The 18,193-nt window shown below is 67.2% G+C and carries 16 protein-coding genes and 1 pseudogene; 9 read left to right on the top strand and 8 right to left on the bottom strand.

Going from position 1 to position 18,193, the window contains the following annotated elements; translation table 11 throughout:
* Positions 1–125 precede the first annotated feature (125 nt).
* Positions 126–644, bottom strand: a complete 519-nt coding sequence (locus BSZ40_RS11700; protein WP_143180946.1) for a DUF6301 family protein — start codon at positions 642–644, stop codon at positions 126–128.
* Positions 645–951: 307 nt separating this feature from the next.
* Between BSZ40_RS11700 and BSZ40_RS12300 the strand changes: the two genes are divergently transcribed.
* Both BSZ40_RS12300 and BSZ40_RS12305 read left to right on the top strand, forming a co-directional pair.
* A complete protein-coding gene (locus tag BSZ40_RS12300) occupies positions 952–1,098 on the top strand; it encodes a hypothetical protein (protein ID WP_245794016.1) in 147 nt (48 codons plus the stop codon).
* A 21-nt stretch (positions 1,099–1,119) separates the two neighbouring features.
* Positions 1,120–1,521 (top strand): annotated as a pseudogene (locus tag BSZ40_RS12305) (transposase family protein); the annotation flags it as partial.
* 71 nt (positions 1,522–1,592) lie between these two features.
* On the opposite strand, the gene BSZ40_RS11705 reads toward BSZ40_RS12305, so the two are convergent.
* The 5 genes from BSZ40_RS11705 to BSZ40_RS10160 form a co-directional block, all read right to left on the bottom strand.
* A complete protein-coding gene (locus tag BSZ40_RS11705) occupies positions 1,593–2,099 on the bottom strand; it encodes a DUF6301 family protein (RefSeq protein WP_143180947.1) in 507 nt (168 codons plus the stop codon).
* A 28-nt stretch (positions 2,100–2,127) separates the two neighbouring features.
* Positions 2,128–2,256, bottom strand: coding sequence for a hypothetical protein (locus BSZ40_RS12425; protein ID WP_281246649.1), 129 nt, complete (start codon positions 2,254–2,256; stop codon positions 2,128–2,130).
* A 310-nt stretch (positions 2,257–2,566) separates the two neighbouring features.
* Positions 2,567–3,073, bottom strand: a complete 507-nt coding sequence (locus tag BSZ40_RS11710) for a DUF6301 family protein (protein ID WP_143180948.1) — start codon at positions 3,071–3,073, stop codon at positions 2,567–2,569.
* Between the two features lie 28 nt (positions 3,074–3,101).
* Positions 3,102–4,430: a hypothetical protein gene (locus BSZ40_RS10155; RefSeq protein WP_143180949.1), complete on the bottom strand. Its 1,329-nt coding sequence runs from the start codon at positions 4,428–4,430 to the stop codon at positions 3,102–3,104.
* An 18-nt stretch (positions 4,431–4,448) separates the two neighbouring features.
* Complete coding sequence (locus BSZ40_RS10160) at positions 4,449–4,946, bottom strand: hypothetical protein (protein ID WP_143180950.1); 498 nt, start codon at positions 4,944–4,946, stop codon at positions 4,449–4,451.
* Positions 4,947–5,503: 557 nt separating this feature from the next.
* On the opposite strand from BSZ40_RS10160, the gene BSZ40_RS10165 reads away from it, so the two are divergent.
* The 7 genes from BSZ40_RS10165 to BSZ40_RS10195 all read left to right on the top strand — a co-directional run bounded on the left by BSZ40_RS10165 (position 5,504) and on the right by BSZ40_RS10195 (position 15,407).
* Entirely contained in the window at positions 5,504–7,720 is a 2,217-nt protein-coding gene (locus BSZ40_RS10165; protein WP_073826026.1) for a WD40 repeat domain-containing protein, read from the top strand.
* Between the two features lie 68 nt (positions 7,721–7,788).
* Positions 7,789–9,357, top strand: coding sequence for an asparagine synthase-related protein (locus BSZ40_RS10170; RefSeq protein WP_073826029.1), 1,569 nt, complete (start codon positions 7,789–7,791; stop codon positions 9,355–9,357).
* A gap of 33 nt (positions 9,358–9,390) precedes the next feature.
* Positions 9,391–10,671 carry a glycosyltransferase gene (locus BSZ40_RS10175; protein ID WP_073826032.1) on the top strand — a complete coding sequence of 427 codons (1,281 nt, stop codon included), beginning with the start codon at positions 9,391–9,393 and terminating at the stop codon, positions 10,669–10,671.
* A 54-nt stretch (positions 10,672–10,725) separates the two neighbouring features.
* Positions 10,726–12,126: a lipopolysaccharide biosynthesis protein gene (locus BSZ40_RS10180; RefSeq protein ID WP_073826034.1), complete on the top strand. Its 1,401-nt coding sequence runs from the start codon at positions 10,726–10,728 to the stop codon at positions 12,124–12,126.
* A 4-nt stretch (positions 12,127–12,130) separates the two neighbouring features.
* A complete protein-coding gene (locus BSZ40_RS10185; RefSeq protein ID WP_073826036.1) occupies positions 12,131–13,222 on the top strand; it encodes a glycosyltransferase in 1,092 nt (363 codons plus the stop codon).
* A gap of 14 nt (positions 13,223–13,236) precedes the next feature.
* Positions 13,237–14,349 carry a glycosyltransferase gene (locus BSZ40_RS10190; RefSeq protein ID WP_342741925.1) on the top strand — a complete coding sequence of 371 codons (1,113 nt, stop codon included), beginning with the start codon at positions 13,237–13,239 and terminating at the stop codon, positions 14,347–14,349.
* Positions 14,346–15,407 (top strand): glycosyltransferase family A protein, encoded by a 1,062-nt coding sequence (locus BSZ40_RS10195; RefSeq protein WP_073826039.1) that lies wholly within the window; start codon positions 14,346–14,348, stop codon positions 15,405–15,407. The genes BSZ40_RS10190 and BSZ40_RS10195 overlap by 4 nt, the downstream gene beginning before the upstream one ends.
* Positions 15,408–15,768: 361 nt before the next feature.
* On the opposite strand, the gene BSZ40_RS10200 is transcribed toward BSZ40_RS10195, so the two are convergent.
* Together BSZ40_RS10200 and gndA are read right to left on the bottom strand one after the other, a co-directional pair.
* Positions 15,769–16,725, bottom strand: coding sequence for a glycosyltransferase (locus tag BSZ40_RS10200; RefSeq protein ID WP_073826041.1), 957 nt, complete (start codon positions 16,723–16,725; stop codon positions 15,769–15,771).
* A 4-nt stretch (positions 16,726–16,729) separates the two neighbouring features.
* Complete coding sequence (gndA, locus tag BSZ40_RS10205; RefSeq protein WP_073826043.1) at positions 16,730–18,190, bottom strand: NADP-dependent phosphogluconate dehydrogenase; 1,461 nt, start codon at positions 18,188–18,190, stop codon at positions 16,730–16,732.
* Between the last annotated feature and the right edge of the window lie 3 nt (positions 18,191–18,193).

The following is an 18,193-nucleotide window of genomic DNA, read 5'->3' on the forward strand; positions in this document are numbered from 1 at the left end:
AGTCGTTCTTATTGTCTTCTCGCATGCATAAATCTAATAAATAAGGGGAATTATGCACCCATCGGACATGCAGAGCAATTGCTGGCAAAAATTATCTCACCTCAAGCCGCTACCCCACTGAACTGTCACAGCTCTTCACTTTCTCGATTCTCTTCGAGGTAAGCTCGCGCAGTAGTCAGGAGTTTATTTCGTGCGGGAGAAGTGATCGTGACATGGATCATCTTGTGGGTATAAAACACGTCAAAAGACAGCCCGGAACAGAGTGTCCACTTATAGGAACGTATTCCGTCTTCTTCCAATTCAGACCTCTGCGGCTCGCCGTAACGCTCTGTCACACGGCGTTCAAGCTCAGTCGCGAGTGACAAAATTGCCGCCTCTGCTTTGGCAATTTCTTCACCAGAGGCTCGCTTCGATAGAGGGAAGTCAATACCACTTATATTCCACCTGAGCTCACCAAGATTGCAATCTGGCTCCCCTGAAGAGAGCTCACTACAAAAATGCCTCGACATTCCTGCAATAGTGAGCCACCCCAGCCCCAGTGCGATAAATTGAGCCTGCTCTCGGCTCATGGGCCAGTCAGCCTCTGCCCAAGCAAGGATCAATTCTAGACAGCGATCAGGACCAAGGATGCGGAAATCACTCACAACACACCTCTTTCCAACAGGTAGAAGGTTATTCAGGGGTTTTGGTGTGTCGTGGATGGGGTGACAGCTCGTTTTTTGGGAGGATTTGGTTAGGAATAAGCAAAACTCTCAAAGAAACGAGCTGTCAGGGTGGAGTGTAGCACGGGGTTGACTGTTAAGCAGTTTGCTGACTTGGTGGTTTGGGTTGGAGAGGAACTCGCTGATCACCGTATCCCGCCCTGTCTGGGGCTGGGGCGAGGGGTGCGGGCGTGTTTACTCTACTTGCGTCACAATCTGTCCCAGGCCTGTATCGGCCAGCTGATGGGGGGTGTCACAGTCGACGATCAGTCGGGCGGTGTGTGCGCTTACGGGCCTGATCGGCCAGGCCTTGGAGGGCTGGCTGGCCACGGTAGAAGAGATAGACCCGCGTCAGTCCTACGTGCTAGATGGCACGCTCCTGCCGTATTGGGCCTGACGTGACCAGGTCGGCCTCTACAGTGGTAAACACCGCCGCCCCGGGGTCAACTTGCAGGTCTTAGCCACCCTGAGCGGACGCCTGGCGTGGGCGGGTGACCCGCTACCTGGCAGCGTGCACGACGTGCGCGCCCTAGACATCTCGGGCCTGTTAGACGTGCTAGACCCAACCAGCATCATCGCCGATAAAGACTATATTGGGCGCGGCCTGACAACCCCACCCAAACAAACTCCCGGCACGCCACTAACCGAGCTGGACAAAGACCACGCCCGGGACATCAACAAAATCAGATACGTGGCCGAACAACTTATCACACACCTGAAAAACTGGCGCATCCTAGCCACCAACTACCGCCGCCCCCACCACACCCACAAACAAACCATCACAACCGTCCTATCCCTACTCGCCTACACCACCCACTAAACAACCTTCGCTGTAACTTGTTTTTAAGCTTATGTGAGGAAGATCCAAACCTTGACTGCCGCAGGCTTACCCTACAGCCGCTCATAATCAGGATCAGAACGCGGATCGTTCAGTATTTGCACAACCTCAGGAGACGAAATTGTGGCCATGAGCACCTTGTCGCTATAATGGATTTCAATCACCGCACCTGAAGCCAGCTCCCACTCGGCAGATTTAACACCTCCTTCAAATTCAACACATGCTGACTTTCCGTACATTTCGGCTAGCAATTCCAGAATTTGCTGCGCCCTTTTGGTGATAGCAGGGGCGGTCACTTCCTCTTTTTCATCGCTTGCCCATGTTGCCAAGGGAAAAGACACCCAAGAGGTGAGCCCGTCCATGGAGTTACATATACAGTCCCCTTCGTCGCCTCTTAGAAGCTCGCTATAGAACAGAGAAGTATTATTCGGGTCCTGTTCCCAGCCCAAGGTTCTGGCGATTTCCCACCCCTGTTCTGTTGTGATGGGCCATGGAGCTTCTGTCCAGGCGGTGATGAGTTCTAGGCAGCGCTCGATCGGCAGTACGCGAAAAATCGCCATGGCTTGTTCCTTCCGATGTCAACTGGGTTTAGGATAGCAGTTTGTTGACGCGTTTGGTGAGTTTTTCGAGTGCTTTGGGCGTGAGGTCGAAGTCCAGCACGGTGCTTTTGGTGATTTCGGGTGATCTGGTGTAGATGACTTGGAGTTGGTTTTGCATCTGTTCACAAGGCAGTATTCGGCGGCGAACAAACAGCAGCCACGGGTCGAGCCGTGCGACAGCCTTTGATAGCTACCCCGGCCATACCAGTCAGCAGCTTCAACAGCCAGACATGCCAAGACGCCAACTAGACCCACGTCCGGGATTTCGATGAGTCAGTCGTTCTTGTTGTCTTCTCGCATGCATAAATCTCAAAATAAGGGGAATTATGCACCCACCGGACATGCAGAGCAATTGCTGGCAAAAATTATCTCACCTCAAGCCGCTACCCCACTGAACCGTCACAGCTCTTCGCTAACACCACCCACGTCTACAGGCGTTCATAATCAGGATCAGAACGCGGATCGTTAAGCACCCTCACAACCTCAGGAGACGAAATGGCAACCCGGAACATTGTACCGCTATGACTAATTCGCACTGATATCCCTGAAGGCAGCTCCCACTTGTTAACATTAATGCCGTTGTGGGATTTTGATAGTGTTGGTCCGCCATAGTTTTCTGTCAACAGCAACAGAAGGTGCTGGGCACTTTTGGCGATAGCAGGCGTGACCACATCTTCTTTCTCTCCGCTATTCCGCGTGGCTAATGGGAATGCTACCCAAGAGGTAAGTCCGTCCATGGAGTTACATATACAGTCCCCTTCGTCGCCTCTTGGAAGCTCGCTATAGAACAGAAAAGTATTATTCGGGTCCTGTTCCCAGCCCAAAGCTCTGGCGATTTCCCACCCCTGCTCTGTTGTGATGGGCCATGGAGCTTCTGTCCAGGCGGTGATGAGTTCTAGGCAGCGCTCGATCGGCAGTACGCGAAAAACAGCCATGGGTTACTCCTTTCACTATCGACTTAGCCTAGGATAGCAGTTTGTTGACGCGTTTGGTGAGCTCTTCGAGCACTTCGGGTGTGAGGTCGAAATCCAGCACGGTGCTTTTGATTATTTCGGGTGATCTAGTGTAGATGACTTGGAGTTGGTATTGCATCTGCCCGCTGGTTACTGTGCCCCAAACCCGTGGCGTGTCTGCTAGGTATTGCGCGACTCTGGAGTCGGTTAACATACGATCGCGCGTATAGGGGGCGGTGCCCTGCTTAGCGAGTCCTTCAAGCATTGTTGCTCGCGGAGTGCCTGACAGCTCGGCTTTTAACCCCTTAAACTCAGCGACGATCAACGTCTTACCATCTGCCGACAACCCCATGGCATCCAGACGCATCTTCCCCGGACCAGGAGCCAAGAACGAATCAACCACCCGCACACCCTGCCCCTCCAGATGCGCCAGCCCACCAACCTCACCAATCTCCTCACCAATACGGGAAATCCTTCCATGCAACTTACTCAGTTTAATAGCATCAATTTGCAGACGACCAGTGACTGTACCACTAACCCCTTCAAGCTCCATCTTTTCCAAAGTGTCTTCTATACGCTTTGATGAAAGATGTTTAACCGCATAGCCCTCTGGGAGCAAGTCTTCTATTTGAGCAATCAATTCATCGCGCTCTGCTTTCAACTGGTCACTTTTTGCGACGAGTTCTTTCAGACGGTCTTTTGCTCCCCGGCCGGGTGTGGTCCAGCGGTTGGCTCGTAAGGCTTTGGCGGCGTTTTTTAGTTTGGTTGCTGGGTGACGTAGGGTCTGGATGGTGGCTTGGCGTAGTTCTAAGGCCGCGGTTTTGGCGTTGGCGCCATAAGCCCGGGCCAGTCCTCTAGCGCCGCCGACCTGGCGCAGGCCCCCGGCGTTGGCCCACATCTTGGGCGCACTGGCCAGGCCCTTGGCGCTGCCGGCCATGGTGCGTAGGCTGCCCAGGCCGATACATGACAGGCCGGCAAACACGATCGACAGGGCTGCTTGTCCCCACGTCCCGTCTCCCGAGATCGCTAGTGTCACATCGGCCAGGGCTGCCAGTAGAGAGGCCAGTCCCGAGATCGCCAACAGTCCCGCGGCCAGTATGGGCCCGACAAACGGGACGAAAGCCAACACGATCGCCAACATGCCCGCCAAGGTCGCCACCAGCCCCGCCAGCTTGGAGACCAGTTTGACTAAAGGCGCCCCCCAGTCATCCCACCACTTATCAGCCAACCCATCAGCCGCCCCGGCCTGCTCAATACGCTCAATGGCCCGCCTTGCTGCGCTATCCCTATCAGCCACCGCCCGGGCAATGACCTCCCGCTGAGCCGCAATCACCCCCAACGCCGCCCGCCGCTCCTCCTACGCCCGCTCTACCAACCGCTGACACCGCCCCAACTCCTCCATCCCCGGGTCGCTAACCCCACCAGCTCCCGCAGGCACCTCCACCCCCGCCCCCATACTCCCGGCTACTTCAGTAGCCCGCTGCTGCCAATACGCACCCTCCCGCTCAGCGGCCTCCACCTCAAGACCCGCCCCCACCGCCACCTGCAACGCCCCCAGACTCTCCACCTGCACCCGATCCAACACCACCGCATAAGCCTCCAACGCCGCCCCCGCCGCCCGATACCGCCCCTCAGCCCTCATCGCTTCATCAACCAGCCCATCCTTGACCTCCACTAACCCAGCCACCGACTCCGACTGGCTAGCCCCCGCCTCCAGCCCCCGCAACACCTGCGCACACCGCCCCAAACGCTCAGCCACCCCCACATACCGCCGCCCCCCATCACGCACCACCACAGGATCACCCGCCACCGGATCCCCCGAAAACCCCACCACAGACCAATCCACCGGACGCACTCTGTCCTCCTCACCCACATCATGCTGGCGCCAACAACACACTACCTGCGTCTTCCATTTCCCATTCTGTAATCACCAAACCGGTTCATTAACTTCAGGTCACACATCTATCCCCCTATCCACCACGGACACCTGCACCGCGCACCGACCTCAAGAGGTAGTCACAAGGCTGGGGCGAGACTGTCCCCAGTTTTCCCAGCAAGCGGCCCGGGCATTCAAGAACCTGCCACGCCGCTGACCGCCCTAACTGGCCACCCACGCGCCTCATCCGGTGTATATGGCGCCTGTCCCTCCCTGGCAGACATCTAGGGCGGGGCCCGGTCGCTGCCCCTCCCCCACAAACACAGGGAGCGGGCTGCCCACTCCCTGACGCACCCCCGGCTCCCCGCCTAGGATCGCTGCTGTCGCCGCACCGGAATCCGCAGGGAGTTTGGCTTGCCCAGCACTGTCTTTCAGCCCCATCACCGCCCGCCGTCCCCGCCGCCGGGAGGCCGGGGCGCCAGACACCGTTTCCCGCATGTTGACAATCCGCTGTCCCCACCGCCGGGAGGCCGAGCGTGAACGGCCACATTCCTGCCACGCTGGTGGGCCACGGCGGCGTCGTGACTCACGCGTCTTTCAGCCCCGACGGGGCCCTGGTGCTCACCACCAGCGCCGACTCCACGGCCCGCCTGTGGGATGCCACCACCGGCCAGTGCCTCCGCATTCTGGCCGGGCACGCCGACTGGGTCGACGGTGGTTGCTTCCACCCGGACGGCGACCGTCTGGCCACTTGGGACGACGGGGGAACGCTGCGCCTGTGGGATACCGCGAGCGGGGACTGCCTGCACCAGCTGCCCCGCGCGGCCCGGTGGGTCACCGACGCGCCCTTCAGTCCCGACGGGCGGCTCCTGCTCACCGCCAGCGACGACGCGACGGTGCGCCTGTGGCAGGCCGACGGCGCCCGCCCGCTGGCCGCCCTGCCTCACCCGGATGACCTGAGCGGTTGGGCCTGCACCGCCGACAGCGCCCACCTGGTCACCACCTGCATGGACGGCGGAGTGCGGGTGTGGCGCCTGGCGACGGGCGAGCTGGCGCACACGCTGCGGGAGGACACGGACTCTTTCACGCTCTGCCTGGCCCTGCCCGGCGGCAGCCGCCTGTTGGCGAGCGCGTGGGAGGGGCTGACCCGCCTGTGGGACTTCCACACCGGGGAGAGTCGGGTGCTGTTGCCGAGCAGCGGCCTGCGGGTGCACACCGCGCACTGCAGCCCCGACGGTAGGCGCCTGGTCACCGGTGGGGAGGACGGCGTCGTCCGTCTGTGGGACGCCACCACCGGGGCGTGCATACGCGAGCTGCCCGGGCACGTCGGCGAGGTGACGGCGGCCCGGTTCGCGCCGGACGGCCGCACGGTGGCGACGGGCAGCATTGATGCCACCGTCCGCGTGTGGGACGCAGAGACCGGGGCCTGCCTGCACACCCTGGCCGCACACACCGCAGACATTGAGAGCGTGGAGTATTCATCCACCTGCGACCGCCTGGTCACGGCCAGCCGGGACGGCAGCGCCCGCATCTGGGACCCCACGCACGGGACGTGCCTGCACGAGCTGACCCGCAACACGGGCACCCTGCACGCCGCGGCACTGTCGCCGCGCGGCGACCAGCTGGTGACGGGCGACCTCGCGGGGCGGGCGGTGCTGTGGTCGCTGCGCAACGGTCAGCCGACGGCGCGGCTGGCGGGGCACACCGACGTCGTCTGCCTCGCCCAGTTCCATCCCGACGGCCGCACGCTGGCCACGGCCAGCAGTGACGATTCCGTGCGCCTGTGGGATGTGGCGACCGGGCGGTGCCGCCAGGTGTTGACCGGCCACCCGTGGCCCGCGACCTGCCTGGCCCTGCCCGCCGACCGCCCGTGGCTGCTGACCGGCGGCCCGGACTCCCCCGCTCGCCTGTGGGACACCAACACCGGGGCCTGCCTGCGCTCCCTGGCCGCCCCCGGTGGCGTCGAGGCCATCGCCTACCTGCCGGGTGCCGCCCGGGTCGTCACGCTCTGCGACTCGTCCGAGGTGTGGCTGTGGGAGGCCTCCACCGGTACTCGCCTGCGGCAGCTGGCCGACGACTACCGCTCCAGCTGCCAGCTCGCCGTCAACCCCGACGGCACCGTGCTGGCCGTCACCGGCGGCATCGGAGAGGTGCGGCTGTGGTCACTGCCCGACGGCAGCGGTCCAGTGTTCCTGCCGGGGCACGCCGCGGACACCGACCTGTGTCTCTTCCACCCCCACGCCCCACTGCTCTACTGCTCCGACGACGCCGGAGTCGGCTACCTGTGGGACACCTCCACCCGCACGCTACGCCACCGCCTGGTCGGTCACCGCCGCCCGCAGCTGGCCGTCGCCTTCCACCCCGCCGGGCACCTGCTGGCCACCGGCGACCAGGGCGGCCAGGTGCGGCTCTGGGACGTGGCGAGCGGGTGGGCGATGGCGGCGCTGGCCGCCCACCCCGCCGAGATCGTTCACCTCGGGTTCGCTGACTCCGGGCAGCTGGTCACGGTCGGGAGCGAGGGCGGCGTGCGCATGTGGGATCCGCAAACGGGTCAGCAGGTCGGCTACCAATTCGAGCACCTGCCGGAGGGGGAACTGGTTGTCCGCGACTCCGCCACCCAGGAGATCCTGGGTGCCTCGCCCGGGGCCTGGCGGTGGCTGGGGATCGTGGTCGTACGCGACGGGCGGCCCGTGCGGTTGCCCGCCGAGATGGGTGGGCTCCTGCCGCCCCTGGCCCCCCGCACCGACGGCTAGGCCCATCGACGGGCCGCAGCGCCTAGAATCACGGGGATTGCCTGTTGGTCTGCCGTGGGGAGTTTGGCTTGCGTAGCGTCGATTTTCGGCCCGGGAGCGGGGCGTGGTCTGCCTCGGGTTCGCTGCACGTCCGCTCGGGCCTGCCGGGCCCGGGCCCGGTGACGAGCCTGGCGGGGGTGGCCGACTGGTTGGGGCACTTCGCGGCCGTCGAGATCGGCGCGCGGCAGGTGCGCCTGACCACCGACCGCACCCGCTCCTTCCCGCTGTTCTACGCCCTTACCCCCACCGCCGTGCGCATCACCGACGACCCTGACGAGGCCACGGCCTGGGCTGCCGCCATCGACCCGGCCGCCCGCGTCGAGCTGCTGTCCGCCGGTTTCGTCACGGGCCCGCGCACCCTGTTCACTAACGTCGGCCAGGTGGAGGCGGGCTCGACCCTCACCATCGACCTGGCCACCGGCCAGACCACCACCGACGCCTGGGGCTTGGCCCGCCACGAGCCGCCCGCCACCGAGATTGCCAACGAGGCGGCCTTCGACGCCGCCCTGGAGTCCACGATCCGCGCCGCCCTGGAGCGCCTGCTGGCCGCCGCGGCGGGCCGCCACCTGGTGCTGCCGCTGTCGGGTGGTCTGGACTCGCGGCTGTTAGTGGCGCACCTGAAGATGCTGGGCGCGCGCGACGTCACCTGCTTCACCTACGGGCGGCCCGGCGCCGCCGAGCAGGGCCTATCGCGGGCCGTGGCCGAGGCCGCGGGCTACGACTGGCAGCTGGTGCCCTACACGCCCGCCGTCGTGCGCCGCGTCTGGGACCGGCCCGCCACGGGCCAGTGGATGCGCGCGGCCTGGTCCTGCTCGGCCCTGCCGCACGCCCAGGACTACATCGCCCTCGTCGAGTTGCTGCGCGAGGCCCGCATCCCGGCCAACGCCGTCGTGCTGCCCGGCCACACCGTCGTTGGCAACATGCACGACGAGGCCCTCCTGGCGGCCGCGCCCGTGCCCGCCGAGGTGGTCACGCAACGCATCCTCGCCCACCACTTCAACCTGGCCCCAGACGTGCCCACCGCGCCGCCGACCGCGAGCGCGGCCGTCGCCGCCCTGCTGCAGCTGCTGGACTACGACGGTTCGCCTCGCGCGGTGCGCGACGCTATCGAGAGTTTCAACTCGCGTGAGCGGCAGGGTAAGTACATCAACAACTCGGCCCGCACCTACGAGTTCTTGGGCTTGGATTGGGCCTACCCGATGCTGGAGGCGGACGTGTACCGGCTGTGGACGGCTGGGGCGGCTGAGCTGACGGCGACGCGGGCGTTCTATGCGCGGCACGTGGAGCGGCTCTACGCCACAGTCACGGGGCAGGCCCCGCGCCTGCACGAGGAGCGCACGGTGGCCGTCTCGGGTGGGGTGCGGGCGCGGGCCGAGCGGGCCCTGCGCGCCACGGGGCTGCTGCCGGCCGCCTCCCACCTGGTGCGACTGTGGGGGCACACGCATCACCCGCTCGGTTTCAACCTGCTGCTGCGCGAGCCGCGCTGGGAGCAGGCGCGGCGCACCCTGCGCCTGGATCCCGTTCTCGGGCGGTGGGCCCGCGCGTTCCTGAAGGACGCGTGGGGCCCGCGCCACCATCTGTTCGATTCGCTGTCCTAGCTGCCGCCGCCCGCTATCCGGAAAGGAGCACGCATGGCCCGCCACGCACTGATCGTTTTCACCGACCACTACCCGTACGAGGTTGGTGACGAGTTCTTCGAGCAGGAGATCGCGGCGCTGGCCGCGAACTTTGACAAGGTGCTGGTGGTGCCGGTGCTGCAGCGGCAGGGGGCGCGCTTGACGCGGGCGCTGCCGGTTAACGTGTCGTCTCGCTTGGCGCCGCGCTCCCGCTCGGCCGATTGGCGGCGCCACGCGCTGAAGTGGACCCTGCCGGTGCTGTGGCGGCACCGCGACATGGTGGAGAGCTGGCCGTGGCGGGGCCTGTGGCGGTGGATCATTGACATGCGGTTTGCTACCACGGCCCTGGAGTTGGAGCGGCGACTGCGGCGCGTCATCTCCCCGGCCGAGTTCGCCAAGTTCGATACGGTGACGTTCTATTCGTACTGGTTCTACACGGGTGCCGCCATCGGGGCGTTGTGGAAGAAGGGACGGTTTGCGCACCTGCGCCCGGCCCTGTATGCGCGGGCCCACGCCTACGACGTTGACGAGGCCGACACCCAGCACGGCTACCTCCCGGCCCGCCCCTTCCTGCTGGAAAACTGCGACGAGGTCTGGCCGATCTCGCAATATGCCGCCGCGCAGTTGGAGCGGCACTGCCCCGCCCAGGCGGACAAGCTGCGCATCCGCCGCCTGGGGGTGCCGTTCCTGAAGACGCGGCCGCGGCGTTTGACCGCCCCGTTACAGATCGTCTCGTGTTCCCACATGGCGGCGTACAAGCGCGTGGATCTGTTGGTCGATGCCGTGGCGGAGTTGGGGGCACGCGGGCGGGCGGCGGCCTGGACGCACGTCGGCGAGTTCGTGCCCGAGCGGTTGGCAAAGATGCGCGCCTACGCCGAGCGCACGATTCGCGGCGTGAAGTGGCAGATGCTGGGCCGCCTGGATAACGCCCAGGTCCACGACCTGTACGCCAACACCGACTTCGCGGTGTTCGTGAACACCTCCTCCTCGGAGGGGGTGCCGGTGTCGATCATGGAGGCCTTCGCGGCGGGCCTGCCGGTGGTGGCCACCGACGCGGGCGGCACGCGGGAGATCGTGCACGACGGCGTCAACGGCTTCCTCGTGCCGGTGGCGGCCACGCCGGGCCAGATCGCCGACGCCCTGGAGCGGGTGGCGGGCCTGACCCAGGAGGAGTACGCCGCCATGTCGGCCGCGGCCCGCGAGACGTGGCGCACCCTGGCCAACGCCGAAGCGCAGTACCAGGATGTGGCCGATTCGCTGTTGGCGGCCGCGCAGGCGCGCGCCGAGCGCGGGTAGGATGACCGGGTTTTTGGCCAGCCGGGTCGGCACCGACAGATAAAAAGGGGGAAGATGCGTTCCCGTATTGCGCGCCTCCGGGGCGAGATCGCCAAGCACAAGCTGTTGTCGCAGGTGCTGGTGCTGTTCTCCGGTTCAGCGCTGTCGCAGCTGGTGATGATGGTGCTCACCGTCTACCTGCTCAAACGCTACTCCCCGGCCGACGTCGGCCTGCTCGGCCTGTACACCGCCGTCGTCGGCCTGGCCCTGTCGGTGGCGGCGTGGCGCTACGACATGGCGGTGATGCTGCCGAAGACCGACGCGCAGGCCAAGCAAGTCTTCCGCCTGGCGGCCCGCATCTTGCTGCTGATGTCGGTGCTCACTTCGGTGGTGTGCACGCTCGGGGCCGACGCCATCGCCCGGCATTACAACGAGCCGCGCCTGAAGTTCTGGATGCCGTTTACGGGTCTGTCGGTGTTGTCCCTGGGGGGCATCACGCTGGTGGTGTTCTGGTTTAACCGCCGCCAGGAATACAAGCCGATCGCCCTGAACCGGATCGTGCAGTCCACGTCGGTGTCGGTGACGCAGATCGGGTTGTCGTTCACGTCGCTGCGGGGCGCGGCGGGGCTCATCGTCGGCACCCTGCTCGGCCAGTTCCTGGCGCTTGGCACGCTGCTGCGCCGCGCCCGCACCCTCTTCACCCTGTCAACCAAGGACGAGCCGAGCCTGCGCGACATGATGCGCCGCTACAAGCGCATGCCGCTGGTAAACGGCCCCAACGCCATCGTCGACGCGATCCGCGACAACGGCATCACGCTGCTGATCGGGACGGTAGCTCTCGGCGAGGTCGGCTATTACACCACCACCCAACGCTTCCTTGGCATCCCCCTGGCCCTCATCAACGGGGCCGTGTCGCAGGTGTTCTTCCAGCGTTTCACCGAGCTGCGCCCCGGGGAGATGTCCCGGTTCGTCAAGCAGTCGGTGGTGCGCTCGGTGGCGGTGGGCATCGTCCCGTTCGCGTTGCTGTGGCTGGCCGGGCCGTGGCTGTTCGTCACGTTCATCGGCCCGCAGTGGCAGCCCGCCGGGATGATGGTGCGGGCCCTCATCCCGTGGCTCTTCATGACCCTCATCACCTCCCCCATCTCCACCCTGTTCATCGTGGCCGAGCGCCAGGGCCTGCTGTTGGCGTTCTCGGTGCTCTACACCGTGGTGCCGCTCGGCATCCTGTGGGCCAATCCGTGGCCGTTCACCACGACGCTGGCCGTCATGTCCGGGGCGATGGCGGTGTTGCTGATCGGGATGACGCTCATGGCGCTGCACGTGGCCCGCACCGTGGATGCGTCGGCCGCTGACGCGGAGCGGGGGGATGCGGACGCTGATGAGGGGGCCACGCCCACCGACACCGCCGACACCGCCGAAGTGGCCAAGCCGTCGGCCGCCCCGCCGCCGGGTGAGGGAACGGGCCCGGTAGGTTAGAGCCATGCGGATCATTTGCGTCACCACGTGGTTCCCCACCGAAACTAAGCCCGGCCTGGGAGCGTTCACGGTCCGGGATTTGCAGGCGATTGCGGCCCAGGGGCACGAGGTGCGGGTGGTGCACCTGGTCTCCCCCGGCGTCGACGACGGCTCCCGCGAGCTGCACCACGCGGGCTTCCCCGTGCGGCGCATCCCCATGCAGCCGACCAACCCGCTGTCCATCCTGCGGGCCGGGCGGCAGCTGCGGCGTTACCTGCGCGGGGCAGACGTCGTGCACACAATGGCGATCTCGTCGCTGCTGCCGTTCGTTTTCACCCGCCCGCGCCTGCCGTGGGTGCATACCGAGCACTGGTCGGGGCTGACCACGCCCGGCACCCTGCCCAAATGGTGGCAGGCGCTGCTGCCGGCGGTGCGGCAGGTGCTGCGCCTGCCGCAGGTGGTGACGGCGGTGTGCGAGTTCCTGGCCGCGCCGATTCGGGAGATCCGGGGCGCGCGCTCCACGGCGGTGGTGCCGTGCATCGTCGAGCCGCTGGCCCAGGTGGCCCCCACCCCACCGCCGGACGGGGTGCTGGACCTGGTATCCGTCGGCGGCCTGATCGAGCGGAAGGACCCGCTGCTGGCGGTGGCCACGTGCGCGGAGCTGAACCGACGCGGCCTGCCCACCCGCCTGACGTGGGTGGGGGATGGGCCGCTGCGGCAGGCCACGGCGGAGCTGGCGGCCGCGCTCGGCGTGGAGGTGCGCCTGCTCGGGTCGGTGGACCTGGCCGGGGTGCACGCGGCCCTCGCGCAAGCCGACCTATTCTTCGGTCCCACGCGCGCCGACAACTTCTTCGTCTCCGCCGCCGAGGCCCTCGTGGCGGGGCGCATGGTGGTGGTGGGCGCCACCGGCGGGCAGGGCGAATACATCGATCCCGACTTCGGCATCCTGGTGGCCGAGCAGGACGCCGCCGCCTACGCCGACGCCCTGCAAACCATGGCGGCCCGCCTGGAGCACACGGATGCCGCCGCCGTCGCCGCCTCGATCGGGCAGCGTTTCTCCGCGGCCACAGTCGGGGCCGCCTACAGCCGCCTGTATTCGGACCTGACCGGCAACTGACAGAAAGATCGTCGATGAAGCTGCTTATCGTGTCGTTTTCGCGCCTGGTTGCTGACGCGCGGGTACTGAAACAGATCGAGCTGTTTGCCGCCGACTACGAGGTGGTCACCTGCGGTTACGGCCCCGCCCCGCAGGGGGTGGCCCGGCACCTGTCCATCCCGGACGAGCACATCTACTGGCAGCGCAGCCGCGCCTGGACGCTGCTGCGCCAGTACCGGCGGGCCTACTGGTCGTCACCTGCCGTGCGGTGGGCGCGCGCCGCCCTGGCGGGGCAGGACTTCGACTGCGTGTTGGCGGACGACATCGACACCGTCGGCCTGGCCCTGTCCCTGCGGCCCCGCTACGGGGTACACGCCGACCTGCACGAATACTCGCCCCGGGAGAAGGAGGACGTGCCGCGGTGGCGCTGGTTCGTCGCCCCGTACATGCGCTGGCAGGTGCGCCACTTCGTCACGCAGGCGCGCTCAACGACGACGGTCGGGCAGCACATCGCTGACGAGTACCGCCGCAACTTCGGCATCGACCCGGCGGTGGTCACTAACGCCACCCCGTACGCGGACCTCGCCCCGACCCCGGTGTCCGCGCCCTTGGCGCTGGTCCATTCGGGGGCCGCACGCGACGACCGTTTCTTAGAGCTAATGATTGCGGCGGTGCGGCGCCTGGAGCGCGAGGTCACTTTCGACCTGTACCTGACGCCGAACGACCCGGCCTACCTGGAGCGCCTGCGCGCCGAGGTGGCGGGCGACGCGCGCATCACCATCCACGACGCGGTGCCGTACCACCAGCTGGTGGCCACCCTCAACAAGTACGACGTCGGGGTGCACCTGCTGCCGCCCGTCAATTTCAATAATCGGTGGGCGCTGCCCAACAAGTTCTTCGACTTCGTGCAGGCCCGCCTGGCGCTGGCCATCGGCCCGTCCCCGGAGATGGCGCGCCTGGTGCACGAGCACGGGCTGGGGGTGGTGGCCGCCGAGTTCACGGTGGAGGCGCTGACCGCGGCCCTGGAGTCGCTAACGCCCGCGCGTGTGGAGGCCGCGAAGGCGGCGTCGCATGCGGCCGCCCACGCGCTCAGCGCACAAGCCACGGTGCAGGGTTGGCGGCGGGCGATTGAGGCGTTGCATTCGTGAGCTGGGACGTCGACGTCATCATTCCGGTGCACCGCGCCGACCGGGCGGTGGGCCGGGCGGTGGCCTCCGTGCTGGACCACACGCAGCTGCGGGTGCGGGCCACGGTCATCACGCACCGCTTGGCCCCGTCCCAGCTGGCCGATTACTCGGCGCTGGCAGGCCGGGAGGCGGTGCGGTTCTTGCAGTGCGACGACGCTTTCCCGTCGGCGGCCGCCCCCCGCAACCTGGGGTTGGCGGCGGTGGAGGCTAAATGGGTGGCCAGCGTCGACTCCGACGATTGGCTGGCCCCGGGGGCCTTGGACCACTGGGTGGCCACCGGGTCCCGGCTGGACGCGGCGGCCGTCGTGCCGCGGCACCGGCGGCAGGGGGGCGGCGTCGTGCGCACTCCCCCGACCCGCCCGGGCGCCCGCGTGCTCGACCCGGTGAAGGACCGGTTGGTCTACCGGGTGGGGCATCTGGGCCTGACGCGCCGGACGGCGATCACGGAGTTGGGTTTGCGTTACGCCGAGGGCCTGCCGGTAGGCGAGGACTTGTTCTTCTCGTACCCGCTGTGGTTTAGCGGACGACGCATCGTGGCCGACCGGGGACCGGCCTACATTGTGGGGGACCTGGGGGATCACACGTCGACGGGGCGAGCCGCCGACGTCGAGCTGGCGTCGCTGGACCGGTACCTGACCTCGCCGCAGTGGCAGGCACTGCCCGACCCCGCACGCCTGGCCGTGGCGGTGAAGTTCCTGCGCGGACAGATCATGTCCGCGATCACGGCCCGCGCGGTGGGGCAGCTGGCGGATTCCGCCACCCGCGCCCACCTGCAGGCGGCGATCAGGCAGGTGGAGGCGGCGGTCCCGGCGGCGCGCGCCCACCTGTCGGTGGCGGACAACGCGGTACTGACCGCCGTGCTCGACCCCGCCGCGACGGGCGAGCAGATCGCCGCACTGGCGGCGCGTCGGCGCGCCACCTTCATGCGGCCCGCCGGGCTGCGCACCCCGCGCCTGCGCCACCTGTGGCATCGCGACAGCCCGCTGCGCTTCGCCGGGGCCTCGGCGCTGGTGCGCTAGGGGGCGCGGGGCGGGGCGGTCGGCGCCCACGCCCTGAGCCGCTGCACGCTGCGGGTCCGCCCCGCCCGCGCCGCACCGTCATGGCCTTAGCGCACCACCATGCTCTTTTGTCCACGAGTGCCATGCGCTAAACGCACCACCATGCCCCTTTGCCTACAACCATCATGTTCTAAACGCACCACCATGCTCTTAACGCACCGCCATGCCCTTAATTCAGTGTTTTAAGGGCATGGTGGTGCAACAAAGACATGATGGTGCCCCAAGGACATGACGGTCACGCGCCCCCACGCCCCGCGAGGGGCGGGCCGCTCCGGATCGCAGGTCATCCGCCCCTGCGCCCCATCCGCCCCCACCCGCCCCCTCACGCCCCGAGCGCGCGGTACAGCTCCTGCAGGCGTTCCAGGCACACGGCTTCCCCGTGCCGCGCCCGCACCCACGCCCGCCGGGCCGAGGCGTCGGCCTCCCGCTGCGCTGGCCCCTTGGCGTCCTCCTCGGCGAGCACCCGCAGCACGGTGGCGGCCAGGTCGCCACCCGGGTCGCGCAGCGGCGCACCCTCATAAGCGTCCCGCCCAACGACGGGCTTGCCCTGCGCCAGGGCCTGCAGGTCGCTGAGGGTCAGTATCGGTTCCCCCAGCTGCCCGATCACCACCGCAGCGCTGGCCAGCAGCTCCCGGAACTCCGCGGGCGGCGTCTTGGGCACCAGGTGCACCCCGGCGGCGGCCGCCTGCGGGGCGGCGGGCCCCCAATCCAGGCCGACCACCTCCACGCCCGCGGCGCACAGCTCCCGCACCCCGGCCAGCAGTTCGGCCGCGCCCTTGGCCTCCTCCCAGCGCATGTTGCACACCACGCGCCCGGGCACGGTCTCCGCGCCGAGCCGCACGAAGAACAGCTCCGCGACCGGGTTGGGCAGCCACAGCGCGTCGGGCCGCAGCTCTTGGGCGAGCGGCAGCAGGTCCGGGGTGGCGACGACGACGGCGTCGGCGGCCCGCAGCGACCGGCGGGCCAGCGGCCCCAGGGTCCGCGACTGCAGGTCCCGCCGCAGGTCGCTGCCGTGGCAGTGCAGCACGAAGCGCTTGGCGCCCCACCCGAGGTAGCCGTTGGGGGCGTAGTGCACGTGCGTGACGTCGGCGCGGGCGCGGGCCGCCAGGAAGCCGGGCAGGGCGGCGGCCCGGCGCGCCACGAAGCGCCCGGGCCGCCCGGCGCCGCCAACCGGCAAGGCCGCCAAGCGCCACGGGTGCCCCATGGCGAAGGCGTAGTTCACCAGCGTCGAGCCCACGTAGGCCACGTCGTTGACGTGGAGCACCCGCGGCTGACTCACCGCCTCACCACTGTTCTTCCGGGCGGCCTTCCTGCGCCCACTGCGTGTGGAACTTGCCGTCCTTGTCGATGCGCGCGTAGGTGTGCGAGCCGAAGTAGTCGCGCTGCCCCTGGATGAGCGCGGCGGGCAGGCGCGGGGCCCGGACCGCGTCGTAGTAGGCCAGGCTGGAGGCGAACGCCGGGGTCGGCACCCCACCGAGGGCAGCGGCCGCCACGATGCGCCGCCACGCAGGCAGGGCCCGGCCCATGATCTCGGCGAAATAGTCGTCGGCGAGCAGCAGGTTCAGTCCCGGGTTGCGACTGTAGGCCTCGGTGATGCGCCCCAGGAAGCGCGCCCGAATGATGCAGCCGTCACGCCAGATGCGGGCCATGGCCCCCAGGTCGATGTCCCATCCGTACTCAGCGGAGGCGGCTGCGATCTGGTCGAAGCCCTGCGAGTAGGCCACGAGCTTGGAGGCGTAGAGCGCCAACCGCACGTCCTCGATGAACGCGGCCCGGTCGGTGACCTCAATGTGCTGGTCCTGCCCCGGCAGGGCGGCGCGGGCGGTGGCCCGCTGAGCGCTCGCCCCGGACAGGGAACGGGCGAAGGTGGCTTCCGCGATGCCGGTAATCGGCACCCCCAGGTCGAGGGCGTTTTGCACGGTCCACCGGCCGGTGCCCTTCTGGGAGGCCGCGTCAGCCACGATGTCAACAAAGGCCTGCCCGGTGGCGGCGTCCGTGTGCCCCAGCACCTCGGCGGTGACCTCAATCAGGTAGGACTCCAGGTCCCCGGAGTTCCATTCGGCGAAGATCTTGGCCAGTTCCTGGGCGGGCTCGCCCAACCCAACCCGCAGCAGATCGTAGGCTTCGGCGATCAGCTGCATGTCGGCGTACTCGATGCCGTTGTGCACCATCTTCACGAAGTGCCCGGCACCGTCCGGCCCGACGTAGGTGCAGCACGGTTCACCGTCCACGTGCGCCGAGATCGACTCCAGCATCGGGCCGAGCCGGTCGTAGGACTGCCGGGTGCCGCCCGGCATGATCGACGGGCCCTCCAGGGCCCCTTGTTCCCCGCCAGAGACGCCGGTGCCGACGAAGTGCAGGCCGCGCGCCTGGAGCGCGGCCTCCCGACGGCGTGTGTCGGTGAACAGCGAGTTGCCGGCGTCAACGATGATGTCGCCCTCTTCCATGCGCTCGGCCAGCTGCTCGATCACCGCGTCGGTGGCGGCCCCGGCCTGCACCATGATGATGGCCACCCGCGGCCGGGCCAGGCTGGCCACGAAGTCGTCCATGCCGTGGGTCCGCACGAAGTTGCCTTCCGCGCCGTGGCGGGCCAGCACGTCGTCAGTTTTAGCGTCGGTGCGGTTGTGCAGGGCGACGGTGTGCCCGTGGCGGGCCAGGTTGCGGGCCAGGTTAGAGCCCATGACGCCCATGCCGGTCACACCAATGTCGGCAATGCCGGGGGTCGGCGAAGTGTACTCAGTCATGAC

The organism is Buchananella hordeovulneris (assembly GCF_001907235.1).
In the GTDB taxonomy this organism is placed as follows: Bacteria; Actinomycetota; Actinomycetes; order Actinomycetales; family Actinomycetaceae; genus Buchananella; species Buchananella hordeovulneris.

Excerpts from the sequence above, each read along its gene's own strand:
- BSZ40_RS12425 (WP_281246649.1), bottom strand. The coding sequence starts at position 2,256 with ATGCAAAACCAACTCCAAGTCATCTACACCAGATCACCCGAAATCACC.
- BSZ40_RS10190 (WP_342741925.1), top strand. The coding sequence starts at position 13,237 with ATGAAGCTGCTTATCGTGTCGTTTTCGCGCCTGGTTGCTGACGCGCGG.
- BSZ40_RS11710 (WP_143180948.1), bottom strand. The coding sequence starts at position 3,073 with ATGGCTGTTTTTCGCGTACTGCCGATCGAGCGCTGCCTAGAACTCATC.
- BSZ40_RS10180 (WP_073826034.1), top strand. The coding sequence starts at position 10,726 with ATGCGTTCCCGTATTGCGCGCCTCCGGGGCGAGATCGCCAAGCACAAG.
- gndA (WP_073826043.1), bottom strand. The coding sequence starts at position 18,190 with ATGACTGAGTACACTTCGCCGACCCCCGGCATTGCCGACATTGGTGTG.
- BSZ40_RS10175 (WP_073826032.1), top strand. The coding sequence starts at position 9,391 with ATGGCCCGCCACGCACTGATCGTTTTCACCGACCACTACCCGTACGAG.
- BSZ40_RS11705 (WP_143180947.1), bottom strand. The coding sequence starts at position 2,099 with ATGGCGATTTTTCGCGTACTGCCGATCGAGCGCTGCCTAGAACTCATC.
- BSZ40_RS10185 (WP_073826036.1), top strand. The coding sequence starts at position 12,131 with ATGCGGATCATTTGCGTCACCACGTGGTTCCCCACCGAAACTAAGCCC.